The 23,932-nt window shown below is 70.2% G+C and carries 23 protein-coding genes and 1 tRNA gene; 11 read left to right on the top strand and 13 right to left on the bottom strand.

Features of this window, described 5'->3' with window-relative positions:
• The first annotated feature begins 54 nt into the window (after positions 1-54).
• Positions 55-1,377 carry a phenylacetate--CoA ligase PaaK gene (paaK, locus tag ABD056_RS07735; protein WP_343866002.1) on the top strand — a complete coding sequence of 441 codons (1,323 nt, stop codon included), beginning with the start codon at positions 55-57 and terminating at the stop codon, positions 1,375-1,377.
• Between the two features lie 10 nt (positions 1,378-1,387).
• On the opposite strand, the gene ABD056_RS07730 is transcribed toward paaK, so the two are convergent.
• Both ABD056_RS07730 and ABD056_RS07725 read right to left on the bottom strand, forming a co-directional pair.
• Entirely contained in the window at positions 1,388-2,170 is a 783-nt protein-coding gene (locus tag ABD056_RS07730; protein WP_343865975.1) for a DNA alkylation repair protein, read from the bottom strand.
• A gap of 92 nt (positions 2,171-2,262) precedes the next feature.
• On the bottom strand, positions 2,263-3,291 hold the full coding sequence (locus ABD056_RS07725; protein ID WP_343865974.1) for an aspartate-semialdehyde dehydrogenase: 1,029 nt from the start codon (positions 3,289-3,291) through the stop codon (positions 2,263-2,265).
• A 255-nt stretch (positions 3,292-3,546) separates the two neighbouring features.
• On the opposite strand from ABD056_RS07725, the gene ABD056_RS07720 reads away from it, so the two are divergent.
• Positions 3,547-3,768, top strand: a complete 222-nt coding sequence (locus ABD056_RS07720) for a hypothetical protein (RefSeq protein WP_343865973.1) — start codon at positions 3,547-3,549, stop codon at positions 3,766-3,768.
• A gap of 45 nt (positions 3,769-3,813) precedes the next feature.
• Here the strand turns inward: ABD056_RS07720 and ABD056_RS07715 are convergent, their stop codons facing one another.
• Entirely contained in the window at positions 3,814-4,443 is a 630-nt protein-coding gene (locus ABD056_RS07715; RefSeq protein WP_343865972.1) for a LysE family translocator, read from the bottom strand.
• A 221-nt stretch (positions 4,444-4,664) separates the two neighbouring features.
• On the opposite strand from ABD056_RS07715, the gene ABD056_RS07710 reads away from it, so the two are divergent.
• On the top strand, positions 4,665-4,901 hold the full coding sequence (locus ABD056_RS07710; RefSeq protein ID WP_343865971.1) for a hypothetical protein: 237 nt from the start codon (positions 4,665-4,667) through the stop codon (positions 4,899-4,901).
• Positions 4,902-4,914: 13 nt separating this feature from the next.
• On the opposite strand, the gene ABD056_RS07705 is transcribed toward ABD056_RS07710, so the two are convergent.
• The 3 genes from ABD056_RS07705 to ABD056_RS07695 form a co-directional block, all read right to left on the bottom strand.
• Complete coding sequence (locus ABD056_RS07705) at positions 4,915-5,199, bottom strand: acylphosphatase (RefSeq protein ID WP_343865970.1); 285 nt, start codon at positions 5,197-5,199, stop codon at positions 4,915-4,917.
• 55 nt (positions 5,200-5,254) lie between these two features.
• Entirely contained in the window at positions 5,255-7,579 is a 2,325-nt protein-coding gene (locus tag ABD056_RS07700; RefSeq protein WP_343865969.1) for an NADP-dependent malic enzyme, read from the bottom strand.
• 133 nt (positions 7,580-7,712) lie between these two features.
• Positions 7,713-8,414, bottom strand: coding sequence for a GntR family transcriptional regulator (locus tag ABD056_RS07695; RefSeq protein ID WP_343865968.1), 702 nt, complete (start codon positions 8,412-8,414; stop codon positions 7,713-7,715).
• An 82-nt stretch (positions 8,415-8,496) separates the two neighbouring features.
• On the opposite strand from ABD056_RS07695, the gene ABD056_RS07690 reads away from it, so the two are divergent.
• From ABD056_RS07690 to ABD056_RS07675, 4 genes are all read left to right on the top strand, one after another.
• Positions 8,497-9,681, top strand: coding sequence for a benzoate/H(+) symporter BenE family transporter (locus ABD056_RS07690; protein WP_343865967.1), 1,185 nt, complete (start codon positions 8,497-8,499; stop codon positions 9,679-9,681).
• Between the two features lie 100 nt (positions 9,682-9,781).
• A complete protein-coding gene (locus ABD056_RS07685; protein ID WP_343865966.1) occupies positions 9,782-10,255 on the top strand; it encodes a VOC family protein in 474 nt (157 codons plus the stop codon).
• A gap of 227 nt (positions 10,256-10,482) precedes the next feature.
• Positions 10,483-11,721 carry a multidrug effflux MFS transporter gene (locus ABD056_RS07680; RefSeq protein WP_343865965.1) on the top strand — a complete coding sequence of 413 codons (1,239 nt, stop codon included), beginning with the start codon at positions 10,483-10,485 and terminating at the stop codon, positions 11,719-11,721.
• A 92-nt stretch (positions 11,722-11,813) separates the two neighbouring features.
• Positions 11,814-13,529: an ATP-binding protein gene (locus ABD056_RS07675; protein WP_343865964.1), complete on the top strand. Its 1,716-nt coding sequence runs from the start codon at positions 11,814-11,816 to the stop codon at positions 13,527-13,529.
• 36 nt (positions 13,530-13,565) lie between these two features.
• On the opposite strand, the gene ABD056_RS07670 is transcribed toward ABD056_RS07675, so the two are convergent.
• Positions 13,566-13,994: a DUF4383 domain-containing protein gene (locus tag ABD056_RS07670; RefSeq protein WP_343865963.1), complete on the bottom strand. Its 429-nt coding sequence runs from the start codon at positions 13,992-13,994 to the stop codon at positions 13,566-13,568.
• Between the two features lie 459 nt (positions 13,995-14,453).
• Here ABD056_RS07670 and ABD056_RS07665 point away from each other — a divergent pair, with 459 nt between their 5' ends.
• Complete coding sequence (locus ABD056_RS07665) at positions 14,454-15,776, top strand: methyl-accepting chemotaxis protein (RefSeq protein ID WP_343865962.1); 1,323 nt, start codon at positions 14,454-14,456, stop codon at positions 15,774-15,776.
• A 56-nt stretch (positions 15,777-15,832) separates the two neighbouring features.
• On the opposite strand, the gene ABD056_RS07660 is transcribed toward ABD056_RS07665, so the two are convergent.
• Positions 15,833-15,909: transfer RNA gene (locus ABD056_RS07660), tRNA-Met, on the bottom strand.
• A gap of 146 nt (positions 15,910-16,055) precedes the next feature.
• On the opposite strand from ABD056_RS07660, the gene ABD056_RS07655 reads away from it, so the two are divergent.
• Both ABD056_RS07655 and ABD056_RS07650 read left to right on the top strand, forming a co-directional pair.
• Positions 16,056-17,351, top strand: coding sequence for a patatin-like phospholipase family protein (locus tag ABD056_RS07655; RefSeq protein WP_343865961.1), 1,296 nt, complete (start codon positions 16,056-16,058; stop codon positions 17,349-17,351).
• 105 nt (positions 17,352-17,456) lie between these two features.
• Positions 17,457-18,416: a YihY/virulence factor BrkB family protein gene (locus tag ABD056_RS07650; protein ID WP_343865960.1), complete on the top strand. Its 960-nt coding sequence runs from the start codon at positions 17,457-17,459 to the stop codon at positions 18,414-18,416.
• Between the two features lie 181 nt (positions 18,417-18,597).
• Here the strand turns inward: ABD056_RS07650 and mnmA are convergent, their stop codons facing one another.
• The 5 genes from mnmA to cysE form a co-directional block, all read right to left on the bottom strand.
• Positions 18,598-19,770 carry a tRNA 2-thiouridine(34) synthase MnmA gene (mnmA, locus tag ABD056_RS07645; protein WP_343865959.1) on the bottom strand — a complete coding sequence of 391 codons (1,173 nt, stop codon included), beginning with the start codon at positions 19,768-19,770 and terminating at the stop codon, positions 18,598-18,600.
• A gap of 68 nt (positions 19,771-19,838) precedes the next feature.
• On the bottom strand, positions 19,839-20,171 hold the full coding sequence (locus ABD056_RS07640) for a ferredoxin family 2Fe-2S iron-sulfur cluster binding protein (RefSeq protein ID WP_343865958.1): 333 nt from the start codon (positions 20,169-20,171) through the stop codon (positions 19,839-19,841).
• A gap of 91 nt (positions 20,172-20,262) precedes the next feature.
• A complete protein-coding gene (locus ABD056_RS07635) occupies positions 20,263-21,375 on the bottom strand; it encodes a cysteine desulfurase family protein (RefSeq protein WP_343865957.1) in 1,113 nt (370 codons plus the stop codon).
• Positions 21,376-21,473: 98 nt separating this feature from the next.
• On the bottom strand, positions 21,474-21,938 hold the full coding sequence (locus tag ABD056_RS07630) for an Rrf2 family transcriptional regulator (protein ID WP_343865956.1): 465 nt from the start codon (positions 21,936-21,938) through the stop codon (positions 21,474-21,476).
• Between the two features lie 70 nt (positions 21,939-22,008).
• Positions 22,009-22,944 (bottom strand): serine O-acetyltransferase, encoded by a 936-nt coding sequence (cysE, locus tag ABD056_RS07625; protein ID WP_343866001.1) that lies wholly within the window; start codon positions 22,942-22,944, stop codon positions 22,009-22,011.
• Positions 22,945-23,222: 278 nt separating this feature from the next.
• Here cysE and ABD056_RS07620 point away from each other — a divergent pair, with 278 nt between their 5' ends.
• On the top strand, positions 23,223-23,864 hold the full coding sequence (locus tag ABD056_RS07620) for an alpha/beta hydrolase (RefSeq protein WP_343865955.1): 642 nt from the start codon (positions 23,223-23,225) through the stop codon (positions 23,862-23,864).
• Positions 23,865-23,932 lie beyond the last annotated feature (68 nt).

Below are 23,932 nucleotides of genomic sequence, written 5' to 3'. Positions count from 1 at the left end.
GAGGAAACGGACATGCAGGAAGGACGTCAGACCATGAACATGCTGAAGACCACCATGGCGAAGATGGACGTCACCCGGCGCCCGGCCGAGCATGAACTCGACCCCATCGAGATCTGCTCGCGCGACGAACTGACCGCCATCCAGACGCGGCGCATGAAATGGTCCATCCGCCACGCCTATGAAAACGTCGAGCACTATCGCAACAAGTGCGACGACAAGGGCATCCACCCCCGCGATTTCAAGGAACTGGCGGACCTGCGCCACTTCCCCACCACGTCGAAGGACGACCTGCGCCAGACCTACCCCTACGGCATGTTCGCCGTGCCGATGGACGAGGTGGTGCGCATCCATGCCTCCTCCGGCACCACCGGCAAGCCGACGGTGGTCGGTTACACCCAGTCGGATGTGCAGATGTGGTCGCGGGTGATGGCGCGGTCCATCCGCGCCGCCGGCGGCCGGCGCAACATGAAGGTCCACATCTCTTACGGCTACGGCCTGTTCACCGGCGGCCTCGGCGCCCATTACGGGGCGGAGGCGCTGGGCTGCACGGTCATCCCCATGTCGGGCGGTCAGACGGAGAAGCAGGTGGCGCTGATCCGCGACTTCCAGCCGGAAATCATCATGGTCACGCCGTCCTACATGCTGGTGCTGGCGGACGAGATGGAGCGCCAGGGCATGAACCCGCGCGACTGCTCGCTGAAGATCGGCATCTTCGGGGCGGAGCCGTGGACCAACGACATGCGCCTGGAACTGGAGGAGCGCCTGGGCATCGACGCCATCGACATCTACGGCCTGTCGGAGGTGATTGGCCCCGGCGTCGGCATCGAGTGCATCGAGACCAAGGACGGCCTGACCCTGTGGGAAGACCACTTCTACCCCGAGATCATCAATCCCGAAACCGGCGAGCCGGTGCCCGACGGCGAGGTCGGCGAACTGGTGTTCACCAGCCTGACCAAGGAGGCCATGCCGGTCATCCGCTACCGCACCCGCGACCTCACCCGCCTGCTGCCGGGCACGGCGCGCACCATGCGGCGGATCGAGAAGATCACCGGGCGGTCGGACGACATGCTGATCATCCGCGGCGTCAACGTCTTCCCGACCCAGATCGAGGAACTGATCCTGAAGGACAGCCGCCTCGCCCCCCACTACCAGCTGGTGGTCAGCCGCCAGGGGCACCTGGACGGGCTGAAGGTGCGGGTGGAGATGCGCTCCGCCGACATGCCGCCGCCGGTGTGTGAAGCCGCCGGGCGCGAACTGGCGCACCACATCAAGTCGTTCATCGGCGTGACCGCCGCGGTGGACGTGGAGCCGCATGGCGCCATCGAGCGCAGTCAGGGCAAGGCCAAGCGCATCCTCGACCTGCGCAAGGAGGATTGAGGGGCCGGCGTCAGCGCAGGGACCGGCAGGCCCGCCGCAGCAGCGCCGCCGTCTCCGCCCCCGGCGCCTCCGCCGCCCACTGCTCGGCGAGCGCCGCCAGCCACTGTGGCTGCGACTTGCCGGCATCGTTGAGCCAGTTGGCGACCGAGGCCCGGACGTAGGCCGAGGGGTCCGCCTTCAGCGGTTCCAGCAGCGGCAGCGCCACCTCCGGCCGCTGCTTGAACAGGGCGATGTGGCTGCACCACACCCCGCGCGGACGGGTCGCTTCCGAGGCGAAGCGGCGCAGGTTCTCCGACGCTTCCGCCGTCCACGGCAGCAGCGCCGCCACCGCCGCCTCGGGCGCGGCGGCGATGTGGGGCCGCAGGGCCAGCCACGCCCATTCCCGCACGCCGAAATGGCCGTCGTCGGCAAAGGGGCGGATCGCCGTCAGGCGGTCGGGCAGATCGCGCGGCTCCGCCGCCGCCGCGACCACATAGGCACCCCAGCCGCGCACGGTGTCGGAGGGATGATCGCGGCAGGCCGCCAGCGCCGCCTCGGCGCCGAGATGCTCCGCCAGCAGCGCCGCCGCCAGGGCCATGCGACGGGTGATGCCCTCCGCCGCCGCCGCCCGCAGGGGCTCGGCCGGGACGGCGGGGAAGCAGGCGGCCATCAGGGCGGCGAAATCCATCGCCAGGTTTTCCGCCAGGGTCGCCGCCGCCGCCGTGCCGGCATTGAGCGCCGCCAGCACCGCCGGGTCGACGGCCGCCCGGCTGGTGGCGCCGGTGCGGCGGGCGGCGGTGGTGGTGGTGGTCATGCCGGCTCTCCCCTCTTTGTCTGCCAAGGAAAACGGCGCGGCCCCTGGGGGAACCGCGCCGTTCTCGTCTCAAGCCGTCATGGCCGCCGGTGTCAGCGGACCTTGCCGGCCACCACGCACTCGGCGATCTGCACGGCGTTCAGGGCGGCGCCCTTCAGCAGCTGGTCGCCGCAGACGAAGATGTCGAGGCCATGGTCGCCGAACACCACGTTCTTGCGGATGCGGCCCACTTCCACGTCGTACTTGCCCGAGGCATTGAGCGGCATCGGGTAGGCGTTGCTGGCGGTGTCGTCCACCAGCTTGACGCCCGGCGCCGTCGCCAGCACTTCGCGGGCGCGGGCGACATCGACCGGCTTCTCGGTTTCCAGGGTGGCGGCTTCCGAGTGGGCGCGCAGGATGGGAATGCGCACCGCCGTGCAGGAGACCGGCAGGTCCGGCAGACCCATGATCTTGCGGGTCTCCCAGGTGACCTTCATCTCTTCCTTGGTGTAGCCGTTGTCCTGGAACTTGTCGATGTGCGGGATCAGGTTGAACGGCAGCGGGTGGGCGAACACCTTGTTGCCGGCCTGACCGCCTTCCAGGGCCACGCGGGTCTCGTCCTCCAGCTCCTTCATGCCTTCCGCACCGGCGCCCGACGACGCCTGGTAGGTCGACACGATGACGCGCTTCAGGCCGAATTCCTTGTGCAGCGGCGCCAGCGCCACCACCAGGATGGCGGTGGTGCAGTTGGGGTTGGCGATGATCTTCGAGTCGCCGATGGCCTGCGGGTTGATCTCCGGCACCACCAGCGGCTTGTCGGCGTCGTAGCGGAAGGCCGAGGAGTTGTCGATCACCGTCACCCCGCGGGCGGCCAGCTGCGGCGCGTATTCCAGCGAGAAGTCGCCGGAGACGGCCAGCAGCGCGATGTCGCACTCCGCCACCGCATCGACGGTGAATTCTTCAATGGTTTTAGTGCCGAAGGGAGTCTCCACGGTCTTGCCGGCACTGCGCGCAGAGGCGAACAGCCGCAGGTCGGTCAGCGGGAATTTGCGGTCGTGCAGAACGGCGACCATCTCGGTCCCGACCGCACCCGTCACACCCACCACCGCGACCTTCACTCCGGGAACCACGTCCTTCGTCATCTAAAACACTCCTGTGTACCTGTATTAGGACGGGCGCTTTTTAACAGATTTCCAGGCGCCTTTGAACCGGCTTCGTTCCACGCCGTAAAGGTGCAGACGCCGGCTGTTCTTCCTCTCCGGCGCGATGTCGACAGGCGACAGCATTCCGGCCTTTACGCTTTCTTTATCCGCATGCGATAAGCAGGGCCGACGCCCGGCGGCCCGATGCCCCTTGCCCTGCCGCTGCGGGCGGACCTTCGTTGACAGAGACCCGGCATGCTTGCTTTCGCTGCCCAGGCCCTCGGCCTTGCCGATGCCGTTCCCGTGTTCGTGGCGTCCGCCGCCCTGCTGGTGGTGGGCTGGCTGGCGCTGACGCAGGCGATGGCGGTGTTCGCCACCATCCTCGGCCCCAGCCTGCACCGGCTGCTGGGCGGCGCCGTGCTCGGCCTCTACTCCGCCTGGATCGCCACCCTGGCGCTGGGCTTCACCGGCGCCTGAGGCGCCTCGACGGTCACGGCGCCTGAGGCGCCGCTACCGCCACCGCTACCGGCGGGTGGCCGCCAGGGCGACGCCGGCGCCGATCAGCGCCGTGCCGCTGATGCGGTTGATGATGCGCCGGCCGCGGCCGCTGGTCATGAAGCGGCCGAGCCCGCCGCCCGAGGCGGCATAGACCGCCAGCGCCACCATCTCCAGCACCAGGAACACCGCCCCCAGCGACAGCAGCTGCGGCCACGCCGGCTGCGCCGGATCGAGGAACTGCGGGAAGAAGGCGGTGAACACCAGGATCGCCTTGGGGTTGCTGGCGGCGATCATGAACTCGCGCGTCGCCAGGTGCAGGCCGAGGCGGCGCCCCTGCGGCCCGGTTTCCGCCGCCACCGTCTCATCTGTCACCGGCGCCCGCCACAGCTTGACGCCGAGATAGACCAGGTATGCCGCGCCCACCCACTTCAGCACCACGAAGGCGGTGACCGAGGTGGCGAGCAGCGCCCCCAGCCCCACCACCGTCAGCCCGATCAGCGCCGCAAAGGCCGGCAGCCGGCCAAGGCCGCCCGCCATGGCGGCGGCGAAGCCGAAGCGCACGCCGTTGTTCATGGCCAGCAGGTTGTTGGGCCCCGGCGACAGGTTGATGAGGAAGGTCGCCGGCACGAACACCAGCCACATGTCCCAGCTCATGACACTCCTCCGGCGCTGACGGATGCGGGGCAGGCCCCTACTTCACCCGCCGACGCCGCCGCCGGCAAGGGCCATTTGCGCCACGCGCCGGGCTGAAGGTGCCGCCGCCCGGCACCATCCTCATCACGGGGTATTATGTCCTCTCACCATATTGCTTCTCCACACTTCTGCGCCAACATAGGGCTGTGTGGGAGTGAGGTCGTGCGGGAGGGGAGCGGACCATGCCTCTGGACCAGTTGCAGCCCTTGTGGGATCGGGCGGAACTGCTGGCGGCCGGCGTGGCGGCGGTGGTGGTGGCTTCGCAGGTGGCGGACCACTGGGTGTCGTCGCGCGCCCGCGCCAGCGGCGCCAGCCGGGCGCAGGCGAAGGGACTCGGCCGGGATGCCGGCATGGTCACCATTCTGGTGGCCGTGCTGGTGCTCGCCGTGGCGGTGGCGCTGGGCTGGGGCGTGTCATAGCGCCCCCGGCGGCTCACACCGTGCCCAGCTGCTCGAAGCTGCCGTCCTGCGGCGCTTCCTCCGCGGTGGCGGGGCGGAGGTGAACCGCCGCCACCCGCGCCGCCGGCGGACCTGACCGGCACAGCGCCACCATGTTCTCCACCGCCGCCTCCGGGCCGTGGAACAGCGCCTCCACCGACCCGTCGGTGCGATTGCGCACCCAGCCGGCGAGGCCCAGTTCCATGGCCGTCTTGCGGGTCCAGCCGCGATACCACACGCCCTGCACCAGGCCTTCGATGCGCGCGTGAACCGTCTTCATTCCGTGCTTCTCCTTGTGCGGCGCCATTCCGCCCCGGCACAGGCTAACGCTTTGCTCAGGCCGGATCGAGGGTCGGCGGCATCTGATGGTGCGGCGGAATGGTGGGCAGCGGCGTGTGGACCTGCGAGTCGACCACCGTCAGCGCCGTCATGTTCACCAGCCCGCGCACCGTCACCGACGGCGTCACGATATGCGCCGGCTGCGCCACGCCGAGCAGGATCGGCCCGATGTTGAGGCCGTCGCCCAGCACCTTCAGCATGTTGAAGGCGATGTTGGCGGCATCCTGGTTCGGCATGATCAGCAGGTTGGCTTCGCCCTTCAGGCGGCTGCCGGGGAAGATGCGGTCGCGGATGATCTGCGACAGGGCGGCGTCGGAGTGCATCTCGCCCTCCACCTCCAGGTCCGGCGCCCGGTGCCAGATGGCTTCCACCGCCTTGCGCATCTTGGCGGCGGAGGTGTCGTCGTGGCTGCCGAAGTTGGAATGGGACAGCAGCGCCGCCCGCGGCTCGATGCCGAAGCGCCGCACTTCCTCCGCCGCCAGCAGAGCAATCTCGGTCAGCTGCTCGGCGTCGGGGTCGGGGTTGACGTAGGTGTCGGTGATGAAGAACGTGCCCTTCTGCATGATGAGCAGGTTCATGGCGGCGATGGTGTTCACCCCCGGCTGCACGCCCAGAACGTCAAGAATGTGCTGCAGGTGCTGGGCATAGCGGCCGGTGGAGCCGCAGATCAGGCCGTCGGCCTCGCCCCGCAGCACCATGAGGGCGGCGAACACCGTGTTGCGGCTGCGCACGATGGTGCGGGCATAGTCAGGCGACACGCCGCGCCGGCGCATGAGGCGGTGATAGGCATCCGAATACGTATGATAGCGGATGTCGCGCAGCGGCTCGATCACCTCCACGTCCACCTCCGGCGTCATGCGCAGGCCGAGATTGCGGATGCGTTCGGTGATGACGTCCAGGCGGCCGATGAGGATGGGCTTCGCCACCCCTTCGTCCAGCACCGTCTGGGCGGCGCGCAGCACGCGCTCGTCCTCGCCTTCGGCATAGGCGATGCGCTTCGGCGCCGCCTGGGCGCGCTCGAACACCGGCTTCATGACCAGACCGGAGCGGAACACGTACTGCTCCAGCTTCTCGCGGTATTCGCGGAAGTCGGCGATGGGGCGGGTGGCGACGCCGCTGTCCATGGCCGCCTTGGCGACGGCGGGGGCAATCTCGACGATCAGGCGCGGGTCGAACGGCTTGGGCAGGATGTAGTCGGCGCCGAAGCGCAGCGACTCGCCCACATAGGCCGACGACACCACGTCCGACGGCTCCGCCATGGCGAGATGGGCGATGGCCTCGACGCAGGCCAGCTTCATCTCCTCGTTGATGGTCGTCGCGCCGACGTCCAGCGCGCCGCGGAAGATGAAGGGGAAGCACAGCACGTTGTTGACCTGGTTCGGGTAGTCCGACCGGCCGGTGGCGATGATGGCGTCGGGACGGGCGGCCTTGGCCTCTTCCGGCATGATCTCCGGCGTCGGGTTGGCGAGCGCCAGGATCAGCGGCTTGTCGGCCATGCGGGCGACCTGGGCGCCGGTCAGCACGCCGGGGCCGGACAGGCCGAGGAAGATGTCGGCGCCGTCGATCACCTCGTCCAGCGTCCGGGCGGCGGTGTCCTGGGCGTAGGCGTCCTTGAAGCCGTTCATGCCGATCTGGCGGCCCTTGTAGACCAGCCCGTCGCGGTCGGCGAGCCAGACGTTCTCCCGCTTCACGCCCATTTCCACCAGCAGGTCCAGGCAGGCGATGCCGGCCGCGCCGCCGCCGGTGGAGACCACCTTGACCTCGCCGATGGCCTTGCCGGCCACCCGCAGGCCGTTGCGCACGGCGGCGGCAACCACGATGGCGGTGCCGTGCTGGTCGTCGTGGAACACCGGGATGGACATCTTCTCCCGGCAGCGGCGCTCCACCTCGAAGCACTCCGGCGCCCGGATGTCTTCCAGGTTGATGGCGCCGAAGGTGGGTTCCAGCGCCGTGATGATGTCGACGAGCTTGTCGGGGTCCTTCTCGTTCAGCTCGATGTCGAACACGTCGATGCCGGCGAACTTCTTGAACAGGACCGCCTTGCCCTCCATCACCGGCTTGGACGCCAGCGGCCCGATGTCGCCGAGGCCGAGCACCGCCGTGCCGTTGGAGATGACCGCCACCAGGTTGCCGCGGGCCGTGACTTCCGCCACCTGCGCCGGGTCTTCGACGATGGCCTCGCAGGCCGCCGCCACGCCGGGGCTGTAGGCCAGCGCCAGGTCGCGCTGGTTGGCCATCGGCTTGGTCGGCGTGATGGCGAGCTTGCCGGGCGTCGGCCAGCGGTGGTAGGTGAGCGCCAAGTCCTTGAAATCGCGGGTCATCGGCCTGCCTTAACCATGTTTCAGTTAATCGCGCGCTGCGCGGGCTTCCCTGGCGGGTTTATAGCGCGTTCGGCGCCCGTTGCCCATGCCCCAGCCGTGCGGTGCAACATGGCGCCTCCGCGCTGCCGAACGATCAGTCGGGAGGCACCGCCACCTCTCGCTGCTGCAGGTAATCCGCCAGATGGCGGCGGCCCTGTTCCACATGGTCGGCCAGCACCCGGCAGGCGGCTTCGGTATCGCCGGCGCGGCAGGCGTCCAGCAGGGCGACGTGCTCGCGCTGCGACGGGGCGCGGTAGGCCAGGGCATCGAACTGGAACCGCAGGTAGCGGTCACCCGCCGCCAGATGCTGCTCCACCAGCGCCAGCAGGCGCGGCAGGCCGCAGCGGGCGTAGAGGGTCATGTGGAAGCGGCGGTTCAGCTCGCCCATGCGGCCGGGGTCCGTCTCGGCCTCCATCTCGGCCAGCAGGTCGGCGGCAAGGTCGAGGTCCGCCGCCGTCAGCTGCGGCACCGAGGCCCGCAGCGCCGCCGGCTCCAGCGCGGCGCGGATGGCGCTGATGTCGGCGGCGTCGGTGGCGGAAATCTCGGCCACCACGGCGCCGCGATGGGGATGGAACTCCACCAGCGCCCGCGCCTCCAGCTGGCGCAGCGCCTCGCGCACCGGCATGCGGCTGACCCCGAAGGCGGCCGCCAGATCCTCCTGCCGCAGCGGCGTGCCGCCGGCCACGGCGCCGGACAGGATGGCATCGCGCAGCGCCGCCTCGATGAACTCCGTCGCCGTGCGGAAGCGCGGCCGGTGGCGGTCGACAAAGGCACTGAGGTCGGGGGACAGAGTCATGGCGTCATGGTCCGGCGGCGGCCCTTGCGTGGATATTGGATCCAATATACTGTCGTGCCTCCGATCCCCCGGAGGCCGCACCATGACATCATCGACAGCATCGCCCTTCCTGTCCACCCGGGCGGCCGGTACCGGCCTGCTGGTGGCGCTGGTCGGCTACTCCAGTTCGGTCGCCGTGGTGATCCAGGGCCTGACTGCCATGGGGGCGAGCCCGGCGCAGGTGGTGTCGGGGCTGGCGGCGGTGGGCTTCGCCATGGGCTTGAGCGCCATGGCCCTCAGCCGCTGGACCCGCATGCCGGTGAGCGTCGCCTGGACCACCCCCGGCATGGCCCTGCTGGCCGGCACCGGCGCGGTGGAGGGCGGCTTCGCCGCCGCCGTCGGCGCCTTCATGGTCACCGGCCTGCTGATCATGCTGGCCGGGCTGTGGACGCCGCTCGGCCGCTGGGTGGCGGCGATCCCCAAGCCGCTGGCCAATGCCATGCTGGCCGGCATCCTGCTGAAGCTGTGCCTGGCGCCCTTCATCGCCATCGGTCAGGCGCCGGTGGTGGCGCTGGCGGTGCTGGGAACGTGGATCGTCGTCGGCCGCTTCGCCCGCCTGTATGCCGTGCCAGCGGCGGTGACGGTGGCGCTGGCCGCCATGGTGCTGCAGACGCCGCTCGATGGCGCCACCGCCGCCGCCTTCGCCTGGCCGCAGCTGACGGCGGTGATGCCGGCCTTCACCGTCGAGGCGCTGGTGGGCATCGCTCTGCCGCTGTTCGTGGTGACCATGGCGTCGCAGAACATCCCCGGCCTGGCGGTGCTGCACACCTACGGCTATGCCCCGCCGGTGCCGCCGGCGTTCCTGACCACCGGCGCCCTGTCGGCGCTGACCGCCCCCTTCGGCGCCCCGACCGTGAACCTGGCCGCCATCACCGCCGCCCTGTGCGCCGGCCCCGATGCCGAGCCCGACCCCGGCCGGCGCTGGCAGGCGGCCTTCGTCGGCGGCCTCGGCTACATCGCGCTCGCTGCCCTGGCGGCGGTGACGGCGACGCTGGTGCTGCGCTCGCCGCCGATCCTGATCGAGGCGGTGGCCGGGCTTGCCCTGGTCAATGCCTTCGGCGGCGCCGTGCAGGGCGCGGTGCAGGACGAGGAACACCGCCTGCCGGCCCTGATGACCCTGCTCACCACTGCCTCCGGCCTCAGCCTGGGGGGCATCGGCTCGGCGTTCTGGGGGCTGGTGCTGGGCGGCGGGCTGGTGCTGCTGCATCGCCGGCGGCAGACGGCGTAGCACCCCTGTCTTGATGGCGTAGGGGCGCGGTTTGCGCGAACACAACGCGAACACTGGTGCTATGATGCCGGCCCTTCCAGACTTGAACGGAGGTTCCGTCATGAGCACCAAGGTCGACCCCGTCCCCGCCGGCTATGGCGCCGTCACCCCCTACATGGTGGTCCACGACGCCGCCGCGGCGCTGGAGTTCTACCGCCGCGCCTTCGGGGCCGAGGAAGTCATGCGCATGGCCATGCCCGACGGCCGCGTCGGCCATGCCGAAATGCGCGTCGGCGGCTCCATGATCATGCTGTGCGACGAATTCCCCGACATGAAGGCCCACGGCCCCCGCCACTACCGCGGCTCGCCGGTGTCGTTGCTGCTCTACGTGCCCGATGTCGACGCCGTGACGGCGCAGGCGGTGGAGGCCGGCGCCACGGTGGAAAGCCCGGTGAAGGACCAGTTCTACGGCGATCGCATGGGCACCCTGGTGGACCCCTTCGGCCACCGCTGGTACGTCGCCACCCATGTGGAGGACGTGCCGCCCGACGAGCTGGAGCGCCGCAGCAAGGCCGCCTTCCAGGACGCCGGCTGACCGGAAGCCGCCGCCCGCGGCGGGCAGAGGCCCCGTCCGGCGCGGCGGGAACGGCTCTGCCCGGCGGCGGCGGGCTGCTATAGTGACGTGAAGCCATGACCGCAACGCATGCCCGGTCGGCAGAACCGCCGGCCGGGCGCTGCCGTTTCTCCCGCCTGTACTATCTCCCGCCTGAACTGCGGCCGCCCTCCGGCCCCGCCGCCGCCCCTCACCCGCCAGGAGCCTGCATGGCCACCCCGTCCAGCGATGCCGCCCTTCCGCGTTCCGACCTGCGGTTCGGCGAGTTCGTCGCGATCATTGCCCTGATGATGGCGCTGACGGCGCTGTCCATCGACATCATGCTGGTGGCGCTGCCGGACATCGCCGCCACCTTCGCGCTGGCCGATCCCAACGACCGCCAGCTGGTCATCACCGCTTACCTGCTCGGCTTTGCCGCCGGGCAGCCGCTGTGCGGGCCGCTGTCGGACCGGTTCGGCCGCAAGCCGGTGGTGGCGGCGGGCATCGCCATCTTCGCCCTTGGCGTCGTGCTGGCGATCATCGCGCCGACGTTCGCCACCATGCTGTGGGCGCGGGCGCTGATGGGCCTGGGGGCGGCGGCGCCGCGCATCATGGCCGTCTCCATCGTGCGCGACCGTTTCGCCGGGCGCGGCATGGCGCGGGTGATGTCCTTCGCCATGATGATCTTCATCATCGTGCCCATCGTCGCCCCGTTCATCGGTGCGGCGGTGCTGGCCCTCGGGCCGTGGCAGTGGATCTTCGGCACCCTGCTGGCGGTGGGCGGGCTGCTGGCCGGCTGGACCGCCCTGCGCCTGCCCGAGACGCTGACGCCCGAGCATCGCCGCTCGCTGTCGCCCGGCCCGCTGGCCGAGGCGGCGCTGACGGTGGTGCGGTCGCGGCCGACGGTCGGCTACACCGTCGGCATGGGGTTCCTGTTCGGGTCGCTGATGACCTACATCGGCAGCGCCCAGCAGGTGTTCATGGAGGTCTACGGCCTGACCACCGAGTCCTTCCCGGTGGTGTTCGGCATCGTCGCCTCGGTGATGGCGGTGGCGTCGCTGCTCAACACCCGGCTGGTGGTCCGGCTGGGCATGCGGCGGCTGTCCCATGCGGCGCTGATCGGCTATGTCGCCGCCGGGCTGCTGATGGCGGTGGTCGGCCTCGGTGGCGAGCCGCCGTCGCTGACGGTGCTGGTGGTGCTGCTGATGGCGTCGTTCTTCTGCTTCGGCCTCATCGCCCCCAACTTCGGCGCCCTGTCCATGGAGCCGCTGGGCCACATCGCCGGCATGGGATCGTCGCTGACCGGCTTCTACACCACCGCCGCCGGCGCCGGACTCGGCTGGCTGGCGGGCCAGGCCTACGACGGCACCGTGCGGCCGCTGGTGATCGCCTTCACCGTCTACGGCCTCGCCGCCCTGGTCTGCGTGCTGGTGACCGAGCGCGGCCGGCTGCTGCACGCCTCCCACTGACCCGCCGGCCGGCGGCGGGGTCATTGCGCCCCCTTCCGCCGGGGCCGGCAGTGGTCTATCCTCTGTCGTGGGGGACGGAGGGGACGCGATCCATGGCCGAGCAGCCGGTGACGCGCAGGACAGGTGCGGGAAGGGAGGCCGCCGGCGCAACGGTGCTGCCGTGGCTGCTGGCCGCCCTGGTGACGCTGCTGTCGCTGATGGCCCTGGTGCGCCTCGACATGGTCGAGCGCCAGACCCTGCACACCGACGCCCGCGCCGCCATCCGCAGCCAGCTCGACATCATGCGCGCCAAGCTGGAAGCCAGCATCAGCGCCCCGCTGCTGCGGGCGCGCGGCATGGCCGCCTTCATCGTCGCGCGCGGCGACATCACCGAGGAAGAATTCAACCGCGTCGCCGCCATGCTGCTGGACGGCCACAGCGCCGTGCGCAACATCGTGGTCAGCCGCGGCATGGTGATCGCCATGACCTACCCGCTGGAGGGCAACGAGGCGGTCATCGGCGCCCCCTTCTCGCGGGTGCCGGAGCAGCTTGCCAACGTACAGAAGGCCATCGAGAGCCGCGCCTCGCAGCTGCAGGGGCCGGTGCCGCTGATCCAGGGCGGCATCGGGCTGATCGCCCGCACGCCGGTGTTCCTGCCCGGCGAGAACGGCGAGCCGGGGCCGTTCTTCGGCATGGTCAACGTGGTGCTCGACATCCCCAAGGTGTTCAGTGAAACGGGCGTCGATTCGCCCGGCCGCTGGTTCCATGTCGCCATCCGCGGCCGCGACGGCGGCGGCCTCGGCGGGCCGCTGGTGTGGGGGGACGACGTCGTGTTCACCGACCGCCCGGTGGTGGTCGACGTGCAGCTGCCCGACGGCGCCTGGGCGCTCGCCGGCGCCCCGGTGGGCGGCTGGGAGGCGGTGGAACAGACCCTGACCACCACCCGCGTGCTCGGCATCGTGGTGTTCCTGCTGATGGCCACCATCGCCTTCGGCACCGCCCGCCACGTCACCCGCCGCGCCGCCGCCGAACGGGCGCTGCTGGCCAAGACCCTGGAGCTGGAGCGGTCCAACAGCGAGCTGGAACGGTCCAACGCCGACCTGGAAAGCTTCGCCTACGCCACCTCCCACGACCTGCAGACGCCGCTGCGCAACATCGTCAGCTATGCCCAGCTGCTGGACCGCCGCTACCGCGGCCGGCTGGATGCCGACGCCGACGACTATCTCGCCTTCCTGGTCGGCAATGCCCGGCGGCTGTCGGCACTGGTGCGCGACCTGCTGAACTACTCCCGCCTGTCCAACCCGGCGGCCGTGCAGGCGGTGATGCCGGTGGCGACGGCGGTGCAGGAGGCGCTGCGCAACCTGGAACACGACATCGCCGACAGCGGCGCCGTGGTCGAGGTGGCGCCCATGCCGCCGCTGCTGACCGACGCCCGCCTGACCAGCGTGTTCCAGAACCTGCTCGGCAACGCCCTGCGCTACGCCCGCCCCGGCGTGACGCCGCGCATCCAGGTCAGCGCCGCCCCCGGCAGCGGCCAGCCGGCGCACTGGGTGCTGTCGGTGGCCGACAACGGCATCGGCATCGAGCCGCAATACTTCGAGCGCATCTTCGGCCTGTTCCAGCGCCTGGACGGCAGCAATCACGACGGCGGATCGGGGGTCGGGCTGGCGGTGTGCAAGCGCATCGTCCACCAGTACGGCGGCGAGATCTGGGTTGAGTCTGTGCCCGGCCAGGGCTCGGTTTTCCGCTTCACCCTGCCCGCCGCCGCCGACGCTGAAGACCCGGTCACCGCCGCCGCCGACCCGCCGCCCACCGCCCTCGCCTCCTGAGGCGGACGCCCTCGACGGCAGCAGCGGCTGGACGCCTTACGGGCGCGCCGTGGTGCCGTTCGACACCCGCATGAACCCGAACACGGCGGCCACCGCGGCAATGGCGAAGTGCAGCCAGATGTCGTGACCGTACAGCGGGATGAGGCCGAAGGTGGTGCGCAGGACCGGGATCAGCCCCATCACCGCCAGCACGGCATAGATCACCGCCACCGCCCGCGCATAGCCGCGGGCGCCGCCGAAGCCGCGCGACGCCACCAGCCCCCAGACGCCGAACGCCAGGTGCACCAGGTTGTGCAGCCAGTTGACCGGGAACAGCCCGAACAGGCGGCCGTGGCCGTGGTCGAGCGCCAGACCGGCATCGGTGGCCGGTGCAACCACGAAGGCGGGGATGAAGCCGGCAATGCCGACCACCACGAACACGATGCCCAGGATCAGGGCGAAGGTTCGGACTGCTGCAGGGGTCATCGGAACCACTCTCCGCTCATGTCGCTGCTGAGGATCGGCAACGAACTCGGCCACCAACGGCGCGCGGTGCCGTGGGTTCAAAAATTTCATGCCTTGGTATTATTGCTGCGCGTGCCGCCGCCGTGGCGACCGCGCGGCTGGAGCAAAGGTGGCCGACCCAGCAACAAAGCGCCGAAAGCATCCACCAATGGTCATAGCCGTCGGCTGCAGGGCGAAAAGGTATAAAGCCAGGTCACGCGGTCTGCAGAGGCAGCAAGTAACCATCCAGTCCTGTCGGTCTTCGCGACCAACGTTTCCGCCGTCTGCGCCGCCCATTCCCGCTTTGGAATTGAGACAATACCTACTTTCTGGTGTGAGACCTGGGGGTAAGAGACGCCTTCACCCCAAGGGTAAGGTGATGGTACTGGTTTCTTTGCCCGAAAGAACTATCCTCACCCCTTACCACCGGGAGAAGCCCAGATGGATGCGCGGTTGAATGCGGCCCTGCGGATCGACGCCAACACCCTGAAGGGCCTCCAGCTTGCTCGCCCGCTGCTGGAGCGCCACATCGACACCATCATCGACGACTTCTACCGCTTCGTCATGGCGACCGAAGGCCTGCGCGAGCCGTTCCGCAGCCATGCCGCCCTCGACCACGTGAAGCAGGCGCAGCGGCGGCACTGGATGCAGTTCCTGTTCTCCGGCAACTGGGGCGCCGAGTACGAGGAAAACTGCCGCCGCATCGGGGCCGCCCATGCCCGCCACGACATCCATCCCAACACGTACTTCGCCGGCTACTCGTTCTTCCTCGACGGCCTGACCCGGCTGGTGACCCGCGCCAACAAGTGGAAGCCCGAGCAGACCGCCGACATCCTGCAGGCCGTCCACGCCGCCATCTTCATGGACCTGTCCATGAGCCTGACGGTCTATTTCGAGCTGGTCCGCACCCGCACCCGCAAGGCGGTGGAGGAGGAAGGCTGCGGCTTCCAGTCGACGGCCGAGATGCTGGTGGCCGACATCACCGCCGCCTCCACCCAGCTGGGGGCCGCCGCCGCCCACATGGCCAGCGCCACCGAGACGGTGCGCAAGGAATCCCTGGTCGCCCGCGATGCCGCCGTGCGCGCCACCGAAAACGTGCAGGCGGTGTCGGCGGCGTCGGAGCAGATGGCGTCCTCCATCCGCGAGATCGAGCGCCAGGTCCACGTCATCGCCGAGACCACCCAGGCGGCCGGCAGCCGCATCCACGATGCCACCCGGGTGGTGGAGCGCCTGCAGACGGCGGCGGCCGACATCGGCAAGATCCTCGGCCTGATCGAGACCATCGCCAGCCAGACCAACCTGCTGGCGCTGAACGCCACTATCGAGGCGGCACGCGCCGGCAGCGCCGGCAAGGGCTTCGCCGTGGTCGCCAACGAGGTGAAAAGCCTCGCCAACCAGACCACCCGCGCCACCGGCGAGATCGGCGACCTGATCGAGACCATGCAGGGCACGGTGGGCGAGTCCGCCGCCGCCATGGCCGACCTGTCGACCATCATCGGCACCCTCGGGGAGATCACCGGCGCCATTGCCAGCGCCGTGGTGCAGCAGTGCGCCGCCACCGACGAGATCGCCCGCAACGCCGCCGAAGCCGCCGACAATGCCCGGTCGGTGGACGACGTGGTGGCCCGGGTGGACGTCGCCGCCCTGGGGGCGGAAGGCGCGGTGACGCAGGTGCACGGCGCCGCCGCCTCGCTCACCTCCCGCGCCGGCACGGTGACCACCAGCGTCCACACCTTCATCGCCGGCGTCCAGCGGGTGGCGTGACGCGGGCAAGGAAAAAGGGGTTGCTGACCGCCCGGTCGGCAACCCCTTGTCCTTGATGGTAGCGGAGGAGGGACTCGAACCCCCGACACGCGGATTATGATTCCGCTGCTCTAACCAGCTGAGCTACTCCGCCATCGCGCTGGGAGGCCCGTATATAACGGCCGCGCGGGCGGTCGTCAACACCTTGTTTTCACGGTTCGGAAACAGACCTGTCCTTGCATTCGCCGCCCCCGGACCCCACCATTGTGCAATGCAGCATGGAGAGACAGGAGGACGGTCGTGACCGATCATCCGACGCCCAAGCCCGCCACCACAGACACCACCGCTCCGGCGGTGAATGCAGAAGACATACCGCCCGCCGGCGCCGACACCCCCTGCCGCGAGCCGGCGGAGCCCCGGCGCGGCGGCGGGTTTGCCGCCGGTGTCAAGGCGGCGCTCGGCAAGGTGTTCCGCTTCCGGCCGCCCAACGTGCGGCTGGAGGGCAAGGGCAAGCCGGTCAACCTCGCCCTGCAGGGCGGCGGCGCCCATGGCGCCTTCACCTGGGGCGTGCTCGACGCCATCCTGGCCGACGACCGGCTGGAGATCGAAAGCGTCTCCGGCACCTCCGCCGGTGCCATGAATGCCGTGGTGCTGGCCGACGGGCTGTCGCGCGGCGGCAAGCAGGCGGCGCGCGAGGGGCTGGAGGCATTCTGGCGCAAGGTCGCCGATGCCGGCCGCTTCACCCCCTGGAAACGCGGCCCGCACGGCTGGCTGACCGGCAGCTGGAGCCTGGACGGCAACCCGTGGTTCATCTGGGCCGACCTGATGCAGCGGCTCTACAGCCCCTATGAGTTCAACCCCTCCAACTACAACCCGCTGCAGGGCATCGTCGAGGCGGCGGTGGATTTCGAGCGGGTGCGGCGCTGCGACCGGGTGCAGGTGTTCGTCACCGCCACCAGCGTCACCACCGGCCGGCCGCGGGTGTTCCGCCATGACGAGCTGACCGCCCGCCACATCATGGCCTCAGCCTGCCTGCCCCACCTGTATCAGGCGGTGGAGATCGACGGCGACGCCTATTGGGATGGCGGCTACATGGGCAATCCGGCGCTGTGGCCGTTCATCTACCGCGGCGGCAGCCGCGACATCGTGCTGGTGCAGATCAACCCGCTGCGCCGCCAGGCGGTGCCGCGCACGGCGCGCGAGATCATCAACCGCCTGAACGAGATCACCTTCAACGCCAGCCTGTACCGCGAGATGCGCGCCATCGCCTTCGTCGACCGCCTGCTGGAGCAAGGCAAGCTGGACCCGCAGGACTACAAGCGCATGTTCATCCACATGATCAGCGGCGAGCAGGAGATGGACGCCCTGTCCGCCTCCAGCAAGTTCAACACCGAGTGGGAATTCCTGTGCTGGCTGCGCGACCTGGGCGCCGCCAAGGCGCGGGGGTGGATGGAGGCCCACGCCGCCAGCGTCGGACGGCAGAGCACTGTCGACATCGGCCGCACCTTCCTCGGCGCCGGCGAGACCGACGCGGTGCCGCCGTGGCTGCTGGCCGCCCCTGCCCCGCCCGCCCCTGCCGCCACCGGCGGCGGCTGACCGGAGCGGAGGCGCGGCGAGGCGACCGAACCCGCCCCCGGCGGCGTCCGTTCACAGGCTGAAGGTGCTCCGATACCAGGGGCACCGCAGCCATCGAGGTGATGCGTGACGCGGCACAGCGACCGCCATGGCCGGCAGGCCAGCAAGCCGACCGACATCCCGAAGCGCGGCCTGCGCGACGTGGCCCTGCGGGTGAAGGACCAGATCGGCGACGACAACATCAGCATCGTCGCCGCCGGCATCGCCTTCTTCGGCATCCTGTCCATCTTCCCCGCCCTGGCGGCGCTGCTGACCCTCTACGGCCTGGTCGCCAGCCCACAGGACGTCACCGGCCAGATCCAGACGGTGGCCGGCATGCTGCCGCCGGACGTGCAGCAGATCATCCAGGACCAGTTGCAGCGGGTGGCCTCGGCCTCCGGCGGGGCGCTCGGCTTCGGGGCCATCGTCGGCCTGCTGGCGGCGTTGTGGAGTGCCTCCAAGGGCATGAAGGCGCTGGTCACCGGCATCGACATCGCCTACGACGAGCGCGAGGAACGCGGCTTCGTCAAGCGCACCCTGGTGGTGCTGGGGCTGACGCTGGGGGCCATCGTCTTCGTCATCGTGGCACTGGGCGTCATCACCGTGGTGCCGGCGGTGGTGGCGGCGCTCGGCCTGCCGGCGACGGTGGAATGGGCGGTGCTGCTCGGCCGCTGGCCGCTGCTGGTGGTGCTGGTGATGCTGGCGCTGGCGGTGGTCTACCGGGTGGCGCCGGACCGCGACGAGCCGCAATGGCGCTGGGTGACGCCCGGCTCCGCCCTGGCGGCGGTGCTGTGGATCGTCGGCTCCATCCTGTTCTCGCTCTATGTGCGCAACTTCGGCAGCTACAACGAAAGCTACGGCGCCCTGGCCGGGGTGGTCATGCTGCTGCTGTGGCTCTACCTGTCGGCCTTCGTGGTGCTGCTGGGGGCGGAGGTGAACTGCGAGATGGAACGCCAGACCCGTCACGACACCACCCAGGGCCACCGCAAGCCCATGGGCCAGCGCGATGCCCATGCCGCCGACACCTTGGGCCGCACCCGGCGGTGAAAAGGACGGCGCGCCCCCAGGACGGAGGCGCGCCGGTGTGATGGAAGTCCGCGACTCGGGATGCCGCCGCGCCTCGGGGGTCAACTGAGGCCCGGCGGCTCGCAACGCCCATGACGGCGCCATCTTAAGGCGGTGTGACGGCGATCACATCCTCCAAACGAAGGAGGACGGCGCAGAAAGATCAGCCGCGCCCGTCGCGCACGATCCAGCCGCCGCCCAGCACCCGGTCGCCGTCGTAGAGCACGCAGGCCTGACCCGGCGCCACGCCGTGGACCGGCTCGTCCAGCCGCACCTCGGCGCCGCCGTCCGGGTGGGGCAGCACCGTCGCCGCGGCGGGGCGGAAGCTGTTGCGGATCTTCACCACGCAGCGCACGCCGCCGGCCGCCGGGCCGTCGCCCTGGCCCAGCCAGTTGACGTCGCGGATGCGGAAGGAGTCGCGGCCCAGCGCCTCGCGCGGGCCGGCGATGACGCGGTTGGTGGAGGCCTCCACCCGCACCACGTACAGCCGCTCCGCCAGGCCGCCGATGTCGAGGCCGCGGCGCTGGCCGACGGTGTAGTGGATGATGCCCTCGTGGCGCCCGATCACCCGGCCGTCCACGTGCACGATGTCGCCGGGGCGGGTGGCGCCGGGGCGCAGCTTTTCCACCACGCGGGCGTAATCGCCGTCGGGCACGAAGCAGATGTCCTGGCTTTCCGCCTTGTCGGCGGTGGGCAGGGCGTAGCGGCGGGCGAGCGCGCGGGTTTCGTCCTTGCTCAGGCCGCCGAGGGGGAAGCGCACGAACTCCATCTGCTCGCGGGTGGTGGCGAACAGGAAATAGCTCTGGTCCTTGGCCGGGTCGGCGCCACGCCACAGTTCCGCCCCGCCGTCGGTACCGCGCCGGCGGCGGACGTAATGGCCGGTGGCGAGGGCAGCGGCACCAAGCTCGCGGGCCGCCGTCAGCAGGTCGCGGAACTTGACCGTCTGGTTGCACAGCACGCAGGGCACCGGAGTTTCGCCCGACACGTAGCTGTCGGCGAACTTTTCCATCACGTCGCCGAGGAAGGTGCCCTCGTAGTCGACCACGTAATGGGGGATGCCGATGGCCGCCGCCACCCGGCGGGCATCGTGGATGTCCTTGCCGGCGCAGCACGAATTGGCGCGCGCGATGGCGGCGCCGTGGTCGTAAAGCTGCATGGTGATGCCGACCACGTCATAGCCGCGCTCGGCCAGCAGGGCGGCGGTGACGGAACTGTCGACACCGCCGGACATGGCGACGACCACCCGCGTTTCCGCCGGCGGGCGGGCAGGATCAAGGTCGAGGTCGATGGCGGCCACGTCGGGCGCCGCGGCGGGCAGGTCGGCGAGCGTCGTCATGGCGCGTCAGATAGGGGGCGGCGGGTCGCTTGGGAAGGGGCCGCCGCTCCCCCTTTTTCGGCTCGGCCTCAGTCGCTCAGGGCGTTGCGGCTGCCGGTCGGCAGGCGGACGACCAGACCGTCGAGGTCGCCGCTCATGATGATCTGGCAGCCGAGGCGCGACGTCTTGGTCAGGCCGAAGGCGAGGTCAAGCATGTCTTCCTCGTCTTCCGAGGCTTCCGGCAGCTTGTCGTACCATTCCGGGTCCACCACCACATGGCAGGTGGAACAGGCGAGCGACCCTTCGCAGGCACCCTCGATATCGATGCTGTGACGGTGCGCCACTTCCAGCACCGACAGCCCTTCCGGGGCGTCGAAGGTCTGGGCCTCGCCGTCCTTGTCGATGAAGGTGATCTTGGGCATTCGCCGCTCCCTTGTAACCGCTTTCTGGGGGTGAAACGCTTCGGGCTGACTGCATAGCGTCCCCGCCGCCTCTCGGCAAGGGGGTAGACCGTCAGGCGACCGCCCGCGCCGCCAACGGCTGCCACGCCCGCAGGAAGGCCTCGACGTCGGCGGCGGTGGACGACCAGCCGAGGCTGACGCGGATGGCCTCGCGCGCCGCCGTGTCGGTGGCGCCCATGGCCTGCAGCACGTGGCTCGGCCCCACCTTGCCGGACGAACAGGCGGCGCCGGCGCTGACGCAGACGCCGGCCAGGTCGAGGGTCATCAGCTGCCCCTGGGCCGCCACGCCGGGCAGGCCGACACAGACGGTGTTGGGCAGCCGGGCCGCACCGCCGCCCCAGATCACCGCCTGCGGCTGCGCGGCGAGGATGCCCTCTTCCAGCCGGCGGCGCAGGGTGCCCAGGACCGCCGCCTCCTCCCGCCAGCGCTCCGCCACGACGCGGGCGGCGGCGGCGAAACCGGCGAGGCCGGGCACGTTCTCCGTCCCCGCCCGCTTGCCGCGCTCCTGCCCGCCGGGGAACAGCGGCTGCAGCGCCGCCGGGTCGGTGGCGATCAGCGCCCCGACGCCCGGCGGGCCGCCGATCTTGTGGGCCGACAGGCTGAGCAGGTCGACGCGCAGGGCGTGAACGTCGGTGAAGATGCGGCCCGGCCCCTGCACGGCGTCGCAATGCACCAGGGCGCCATGGGCGCGCGCCAGCCGCACCACGTCCTTCACCGGCTGGATGACGCCCGTCTCGTTGTTGGCGAGCATGACCGACACCACCACCTGCCCGTCGGCCTGGGCCTCCGCCAGCAGGGTTTCCAGCGCCGCCAGATCGATGAGGCCATCGGCGGTGACGGGGCAGACGGCGGCATCGGGATGGGCCTTCAGCACCGCCTGATGCTCCACCGCCGAGACGATGGCGCGCGGCCGGCCGCAGCCGCGTAAGGCCAGCACGTCGGATTCGGTGCCGCCGGAGGTGAAGATCACCTGCTCCGGCCGGGCGTTGACCAGCGCCGCCACCGCCTCGCGGGCATCGTCCACCACCGCTCGGGCGCGGCGACCGACGGCATGGACCGACGACGGATTGCCGCCGTCGGTCAGGGCGCGCATCACCGCCGCCGCCGCCTCGGGGCGGATGGGGGCGGTGGCGTTGTGGTCGAGGTAGTGCACCGGCCGGGTCATGGGCGGATCATCTGGATCAGACATGGAAAGACCGCCAGCGGGCCGGGGCGGGACCGTCTCCCGCCTCGGCCGCACGGCGGCCTGAGGGCTGCGCGGCGTTACTGGGCAGCGGCGCTGATGGCCGGGTCGCCGAACAGGCCGCTGGTACCCAGAACCTTGCGCTGCACCACCTGCTCCAGGGTCACGCTGGACAGGTAGAGGTAGATCTGGTTGCCCAGCTCTTCCCACAGGTCATGGGTCAGGCAGCGGCCCTTGTTGTTGTGGCAGCCGGCCGGAGTGCCCGGGGTGCAGCGGGTGGTCTGGATCGGCTCGTCCACCGCCAGGATGATGTCGGAGATGCGCATCTCGCCCGCCGGGCGCGACAGCAGGTAGCCGCCGCCGGGACCGCGCACGCTGCGCACCAGACCGCCCTTGCGCAGCTTGCCGAACAGCTGCTCAAGGTAGGACAGGCTGATTTCCTGCCGCTCGGCGATATCCGCCAAGGCCACCGGCTTGCCCTGCGAGTGCGAGGCAAGGTCCCCCATCGCCATCACCGCGTAGCGGCCTTTCGTACTCAGTCTCACGGTCCGTACTCCCTCTGGGCCGGTGCCGCGGCAGCGGTTCCGACCGTTCCCGATCCCTTGTGCACCGTAATCACGCCGGCCTCCCGCCGGAGGCCGCGCGGCGCGCGTCTTCTTCTTCGTCCACGCCCGCGGTGGGCCCGCCCGCGAGGGGAGAGGCGGCATCGCCGGCGGCGGGGGAAGCATCCGGCAGGCGGATCGCCTCCATCTCCGGGCCGTCCGCCGCGTCGCCGGACCGCAGCACGTCGCTGTTGTCGGCCACCACCTGCGGCAGACGGGGCGCCCGCACGGTGACCGGCGGCACCGGGGCGGCGGCCGGGGTGCCCGGCTGGCCGGCGGCCTGGTCGCGCTCGCGCTCCAGGGTTTCCACCCGGTCCATCAGGGCGCTGATCTGGGCCCGCAGGGCATCCATGGTGCGCACGACCGGGTCCGGCAGGTGTTCCGACGGCAGGCCGTAGGCGCAGAAGTCTTCCTCGATCCCCTTGGGCTTGCGCATCACCATGCGGGCGGGAATGCCGACCACGGTGACGCCCGGCGGAACCTCGTCCAGCACCACCGCGTTGGCACCCACGCGCGCCCCCTCCCCCACCGTGTGGGGGCCGAGGATCTGCGCGCCGGAGCCGACGATGACGCCGGCACCCAGGGTCGGGTGGCGCTTGCCCTTGTGCAGCGAGGTGCCGCCCAGGGTCACGCCCTGGTACAGCGTCACGTCATCACCCACCTCGGCGGTCTCGCCGATGACCACGCCGGTGGCATGATCAATGAAGACGCGACGGCCGATCCTGGCACCCGGATGGATCTCGACGCCGGTGAACATCTTCGCCACATGCGACAGGAACCGGGCCGGCAGCCGCACGCCCTTGCCCCACAGCCAATGGGTCAGCCGGTGCATGGCGATGGCATGGAAGCCCGGATAACAGAGGAAGACCTCCAGCCGCGAGCGGGCGGCCGGATCGCGGGCCAGAATGGCGTCCATGTCTTCCTTGAGTCGTGCGAACATCTTCGAAATCTGTTGAAAATTGCTGCGTCGAGTGTGCTAATATGCGCCCCGTTTTACACGGCCGGGTCGCACCTTCGCGACCCGCCGCGCAACAGTAGATAACAGAGGCCATGGCCCCTGTGGAGTTGAATATATGATCCCCGACCATGCCGGTCAAGTTTGCCTGGGGCCACTGACGCCCCTTTCCGCGACGGCCGGCGGGACACTTCACCGGGGGCTTTCCCATCCCGTCGCGCGCCCTGTTCCGATCCCTTCCGCCGCGCCAGAAGCCAAGGCTCACCGCACCCATGCCTGAAGTGATCTTCAACGGGCCGGAAGGCCGCCTGGAAGGCCGTTATCACCACTCGAAGCGGCCGAATGCCCCCATCGCCCTGGTTCTGCACCACGATCCGCAGCAGGGCGGCAGCATGAACAACCGGGTCGTCTACAACACCTATCACACCTTCGCCCGCCGCGGCTTTTCGGTGCTGCGCTTCAATTTCCGCGGGGTCGGCCGGTCGCAGGGGGTCTATGACGCCGGTCAGGGGGAGCTGTCGGATGCCGCCTCGGCGCTCGACTGGATGCAGCAGATCAACCACAACGCCGGCGCCTGCTGGGTCGCCGGCTTTGCCTTCGGCGCCTGGATCGGCATGCAGTTGCTGATGCGCCGGCCGGAGATCGAGGGGTTCGTGTCGGTGGCGCCGCCGGCCAACCAGTACGATTTCACCTTCCTGGCCCCCTGCCCGTCGTCGGGCCTGATCGTCCACGGCAGCAAGGACGAGCGCGTGCCGGAAGCCGCCGCCGCCAAGCTGGCGGCCAAGCTGCAGCAGCAGAAGAACATCACCATCGACTACACCGCCATCGAGGGCGCCAACCACAGCTTCACCGACCACCAGGAAGCGCTGGTGAAGGTGATCGACGCCTATCTGGCCAGGGCCATCGGCGCCTGATTGGCCCCTTCGAGTCGCGCTGACGGCGGCCCCTGATGGGGCCGCCGTTTTGCTTGCATCACAAGGAG

Origin of the sequence: Caenispirillum bisanense (assembly GCF_039523075.1) — a bacterium.
GTDB classification, from domain to species: Bacteria; Pseudomonadota; Alphaproteobacteria; order Rhodospirillales; family Rhodospirillaceae; genus Caenispirillum; species Caenispirillum bisanense.
Note: the sequence above shows the minus strand (reverse complement) of the source record. Positions and strands in the feature narration are given on the sequence as shown.

Bases quoted from the DNA above. Each gene is read 5' to 3' on its own strand.
- paaK (WP_343866002.1), top strand. From the start codon at position 55: ATGGCGAAGATGGACGTCACCCGGCGCCCGGCCGAGCATGAACTCGAC.
- ABD056_RS07730 (WP_343865975.1), bottom strand. From the start codon at position 2,170: ATGACCACCACCACCACCGCCGCCCGCCGCACCGGCGCCACCAGCCGG.
- ABD056_RS07725 (WP_343865974.1), bottom strand. From the start codon at position 3,291: ATGACGAAGGACGTGGTTCCCGGAGTGAAGGTCGCGGTGGTGGGTGTG.
- ABD056_RS07720 (WP_343865973.1), top strand. From the start codon at position 3,547: ATGCTTGCTTTCGCTGCCCAGGCCCTCGGCCTTGCCGATGCCGTTCCC.
- ABD056_RS07715 (WP_343865972.1), bottom strand. From the start codon at position 4,443: ATGAGCTGGGACATGTGGCTGGTGTTCGTGCCGGCGACCTTCCTCATC.
- ABD056_RS07710 (WP_343865971.1), top strand. From the start codon at position 4,665: ATGCCTCTGGACCAGTTGCAGCCCTTGTGGGATCGGGCGGAACTGCTG.
- ABD056_RS07705 (WP_343865970.1), bottom strand. From the start codon at position 5,199: ATGAAGACGGTTCACGCGCGCATCGAAGGCCTGGTGCAGGGCGTGTGG.
- ABD056_RS07700 (WP_343865969.1), bottom strand. From the start codon at position 7,579: ATGACCCGCGATTTCAAGGACTTGGCGCTCACCTACCACCGCTGGCCG.
- ABD056_RS07695 (WP_343865968.1), bottom strand. From the start codon at position 8,414: ATGACTCTGTCCCCCGACCTCAGTGCCTTTGTCGACCGCCACCGGCCG.
- ABD056_RS07690 (WP_343865967.1), top strand. From the start codon at position 8,497: ATGACATCATCGACAGCATCGCCCTTCCTGTCCACCCGGGCGGCCGGT.
- ABD056_RS07685 (WP_343865966.1), top strand. From the start codon at position 9,782: ATGAGCACCAAGGTCGACCCCGTCCCCGCCGGCTATGGCGCCGTCACC.
- ABD056_RS07680 (WP_343865965.1), top strand. From the start codon at position 10,483: ATGGCCACCCCGTCCAGCGATGCCGCCCTTCCGCGTTCCGACCTGCGG.
- ABD056_RS07675 (WP_343865964.1), top strand. From the start codon at position 11,814: ATGGCCGAGCAGCCGGTGACGCGCAGGACAGGTGCGGGAAGGGAGGCC.
- ABD056_RS07670 (WP_343865963.1), bottom strand. From the start codon at position 13,994: ATGACCCCTGCAGCAGTCCGAACCTTCGCCCTGATCCTGGGCATCGTG.
- ABD056_RS07665 (WP_343865962.1), top strand. From the start codon at position 14,454: ATGGATGCGCGGTTGAATGCGGCCCTGCGGATCGACGCCAACACCCTG.
- mnmA (WP_343865959.1), bottom strand. From the start codon at position 19,770: ATGACGACGCTCGCCGACCTGCCCGCCGCGGCGCCCGACGTGGCCGCC.
- ABD056_RS07640 (WP_343865958.1), bottom strand. From the start codon at position 20,171: ATGCCCAAGATCACCTTCATCGACAAGGACGGCGAGGCCCAGACCTTC.
- ABD056_RS07635 (WP_343865957.1), bottom strand. From the start codon at position 21,375: ATGACCCGGCCGGTGCACTACCTCGACCACAACGCCACCGCCCCCATC.
- ABD056_RS07620 (WP_343865955.1), top strand. From the start codon at position 23,223: ATGCCTGAAGTGATCTTCAACGGGCCGGAAGGCCGCCTGGAAGGCCGT.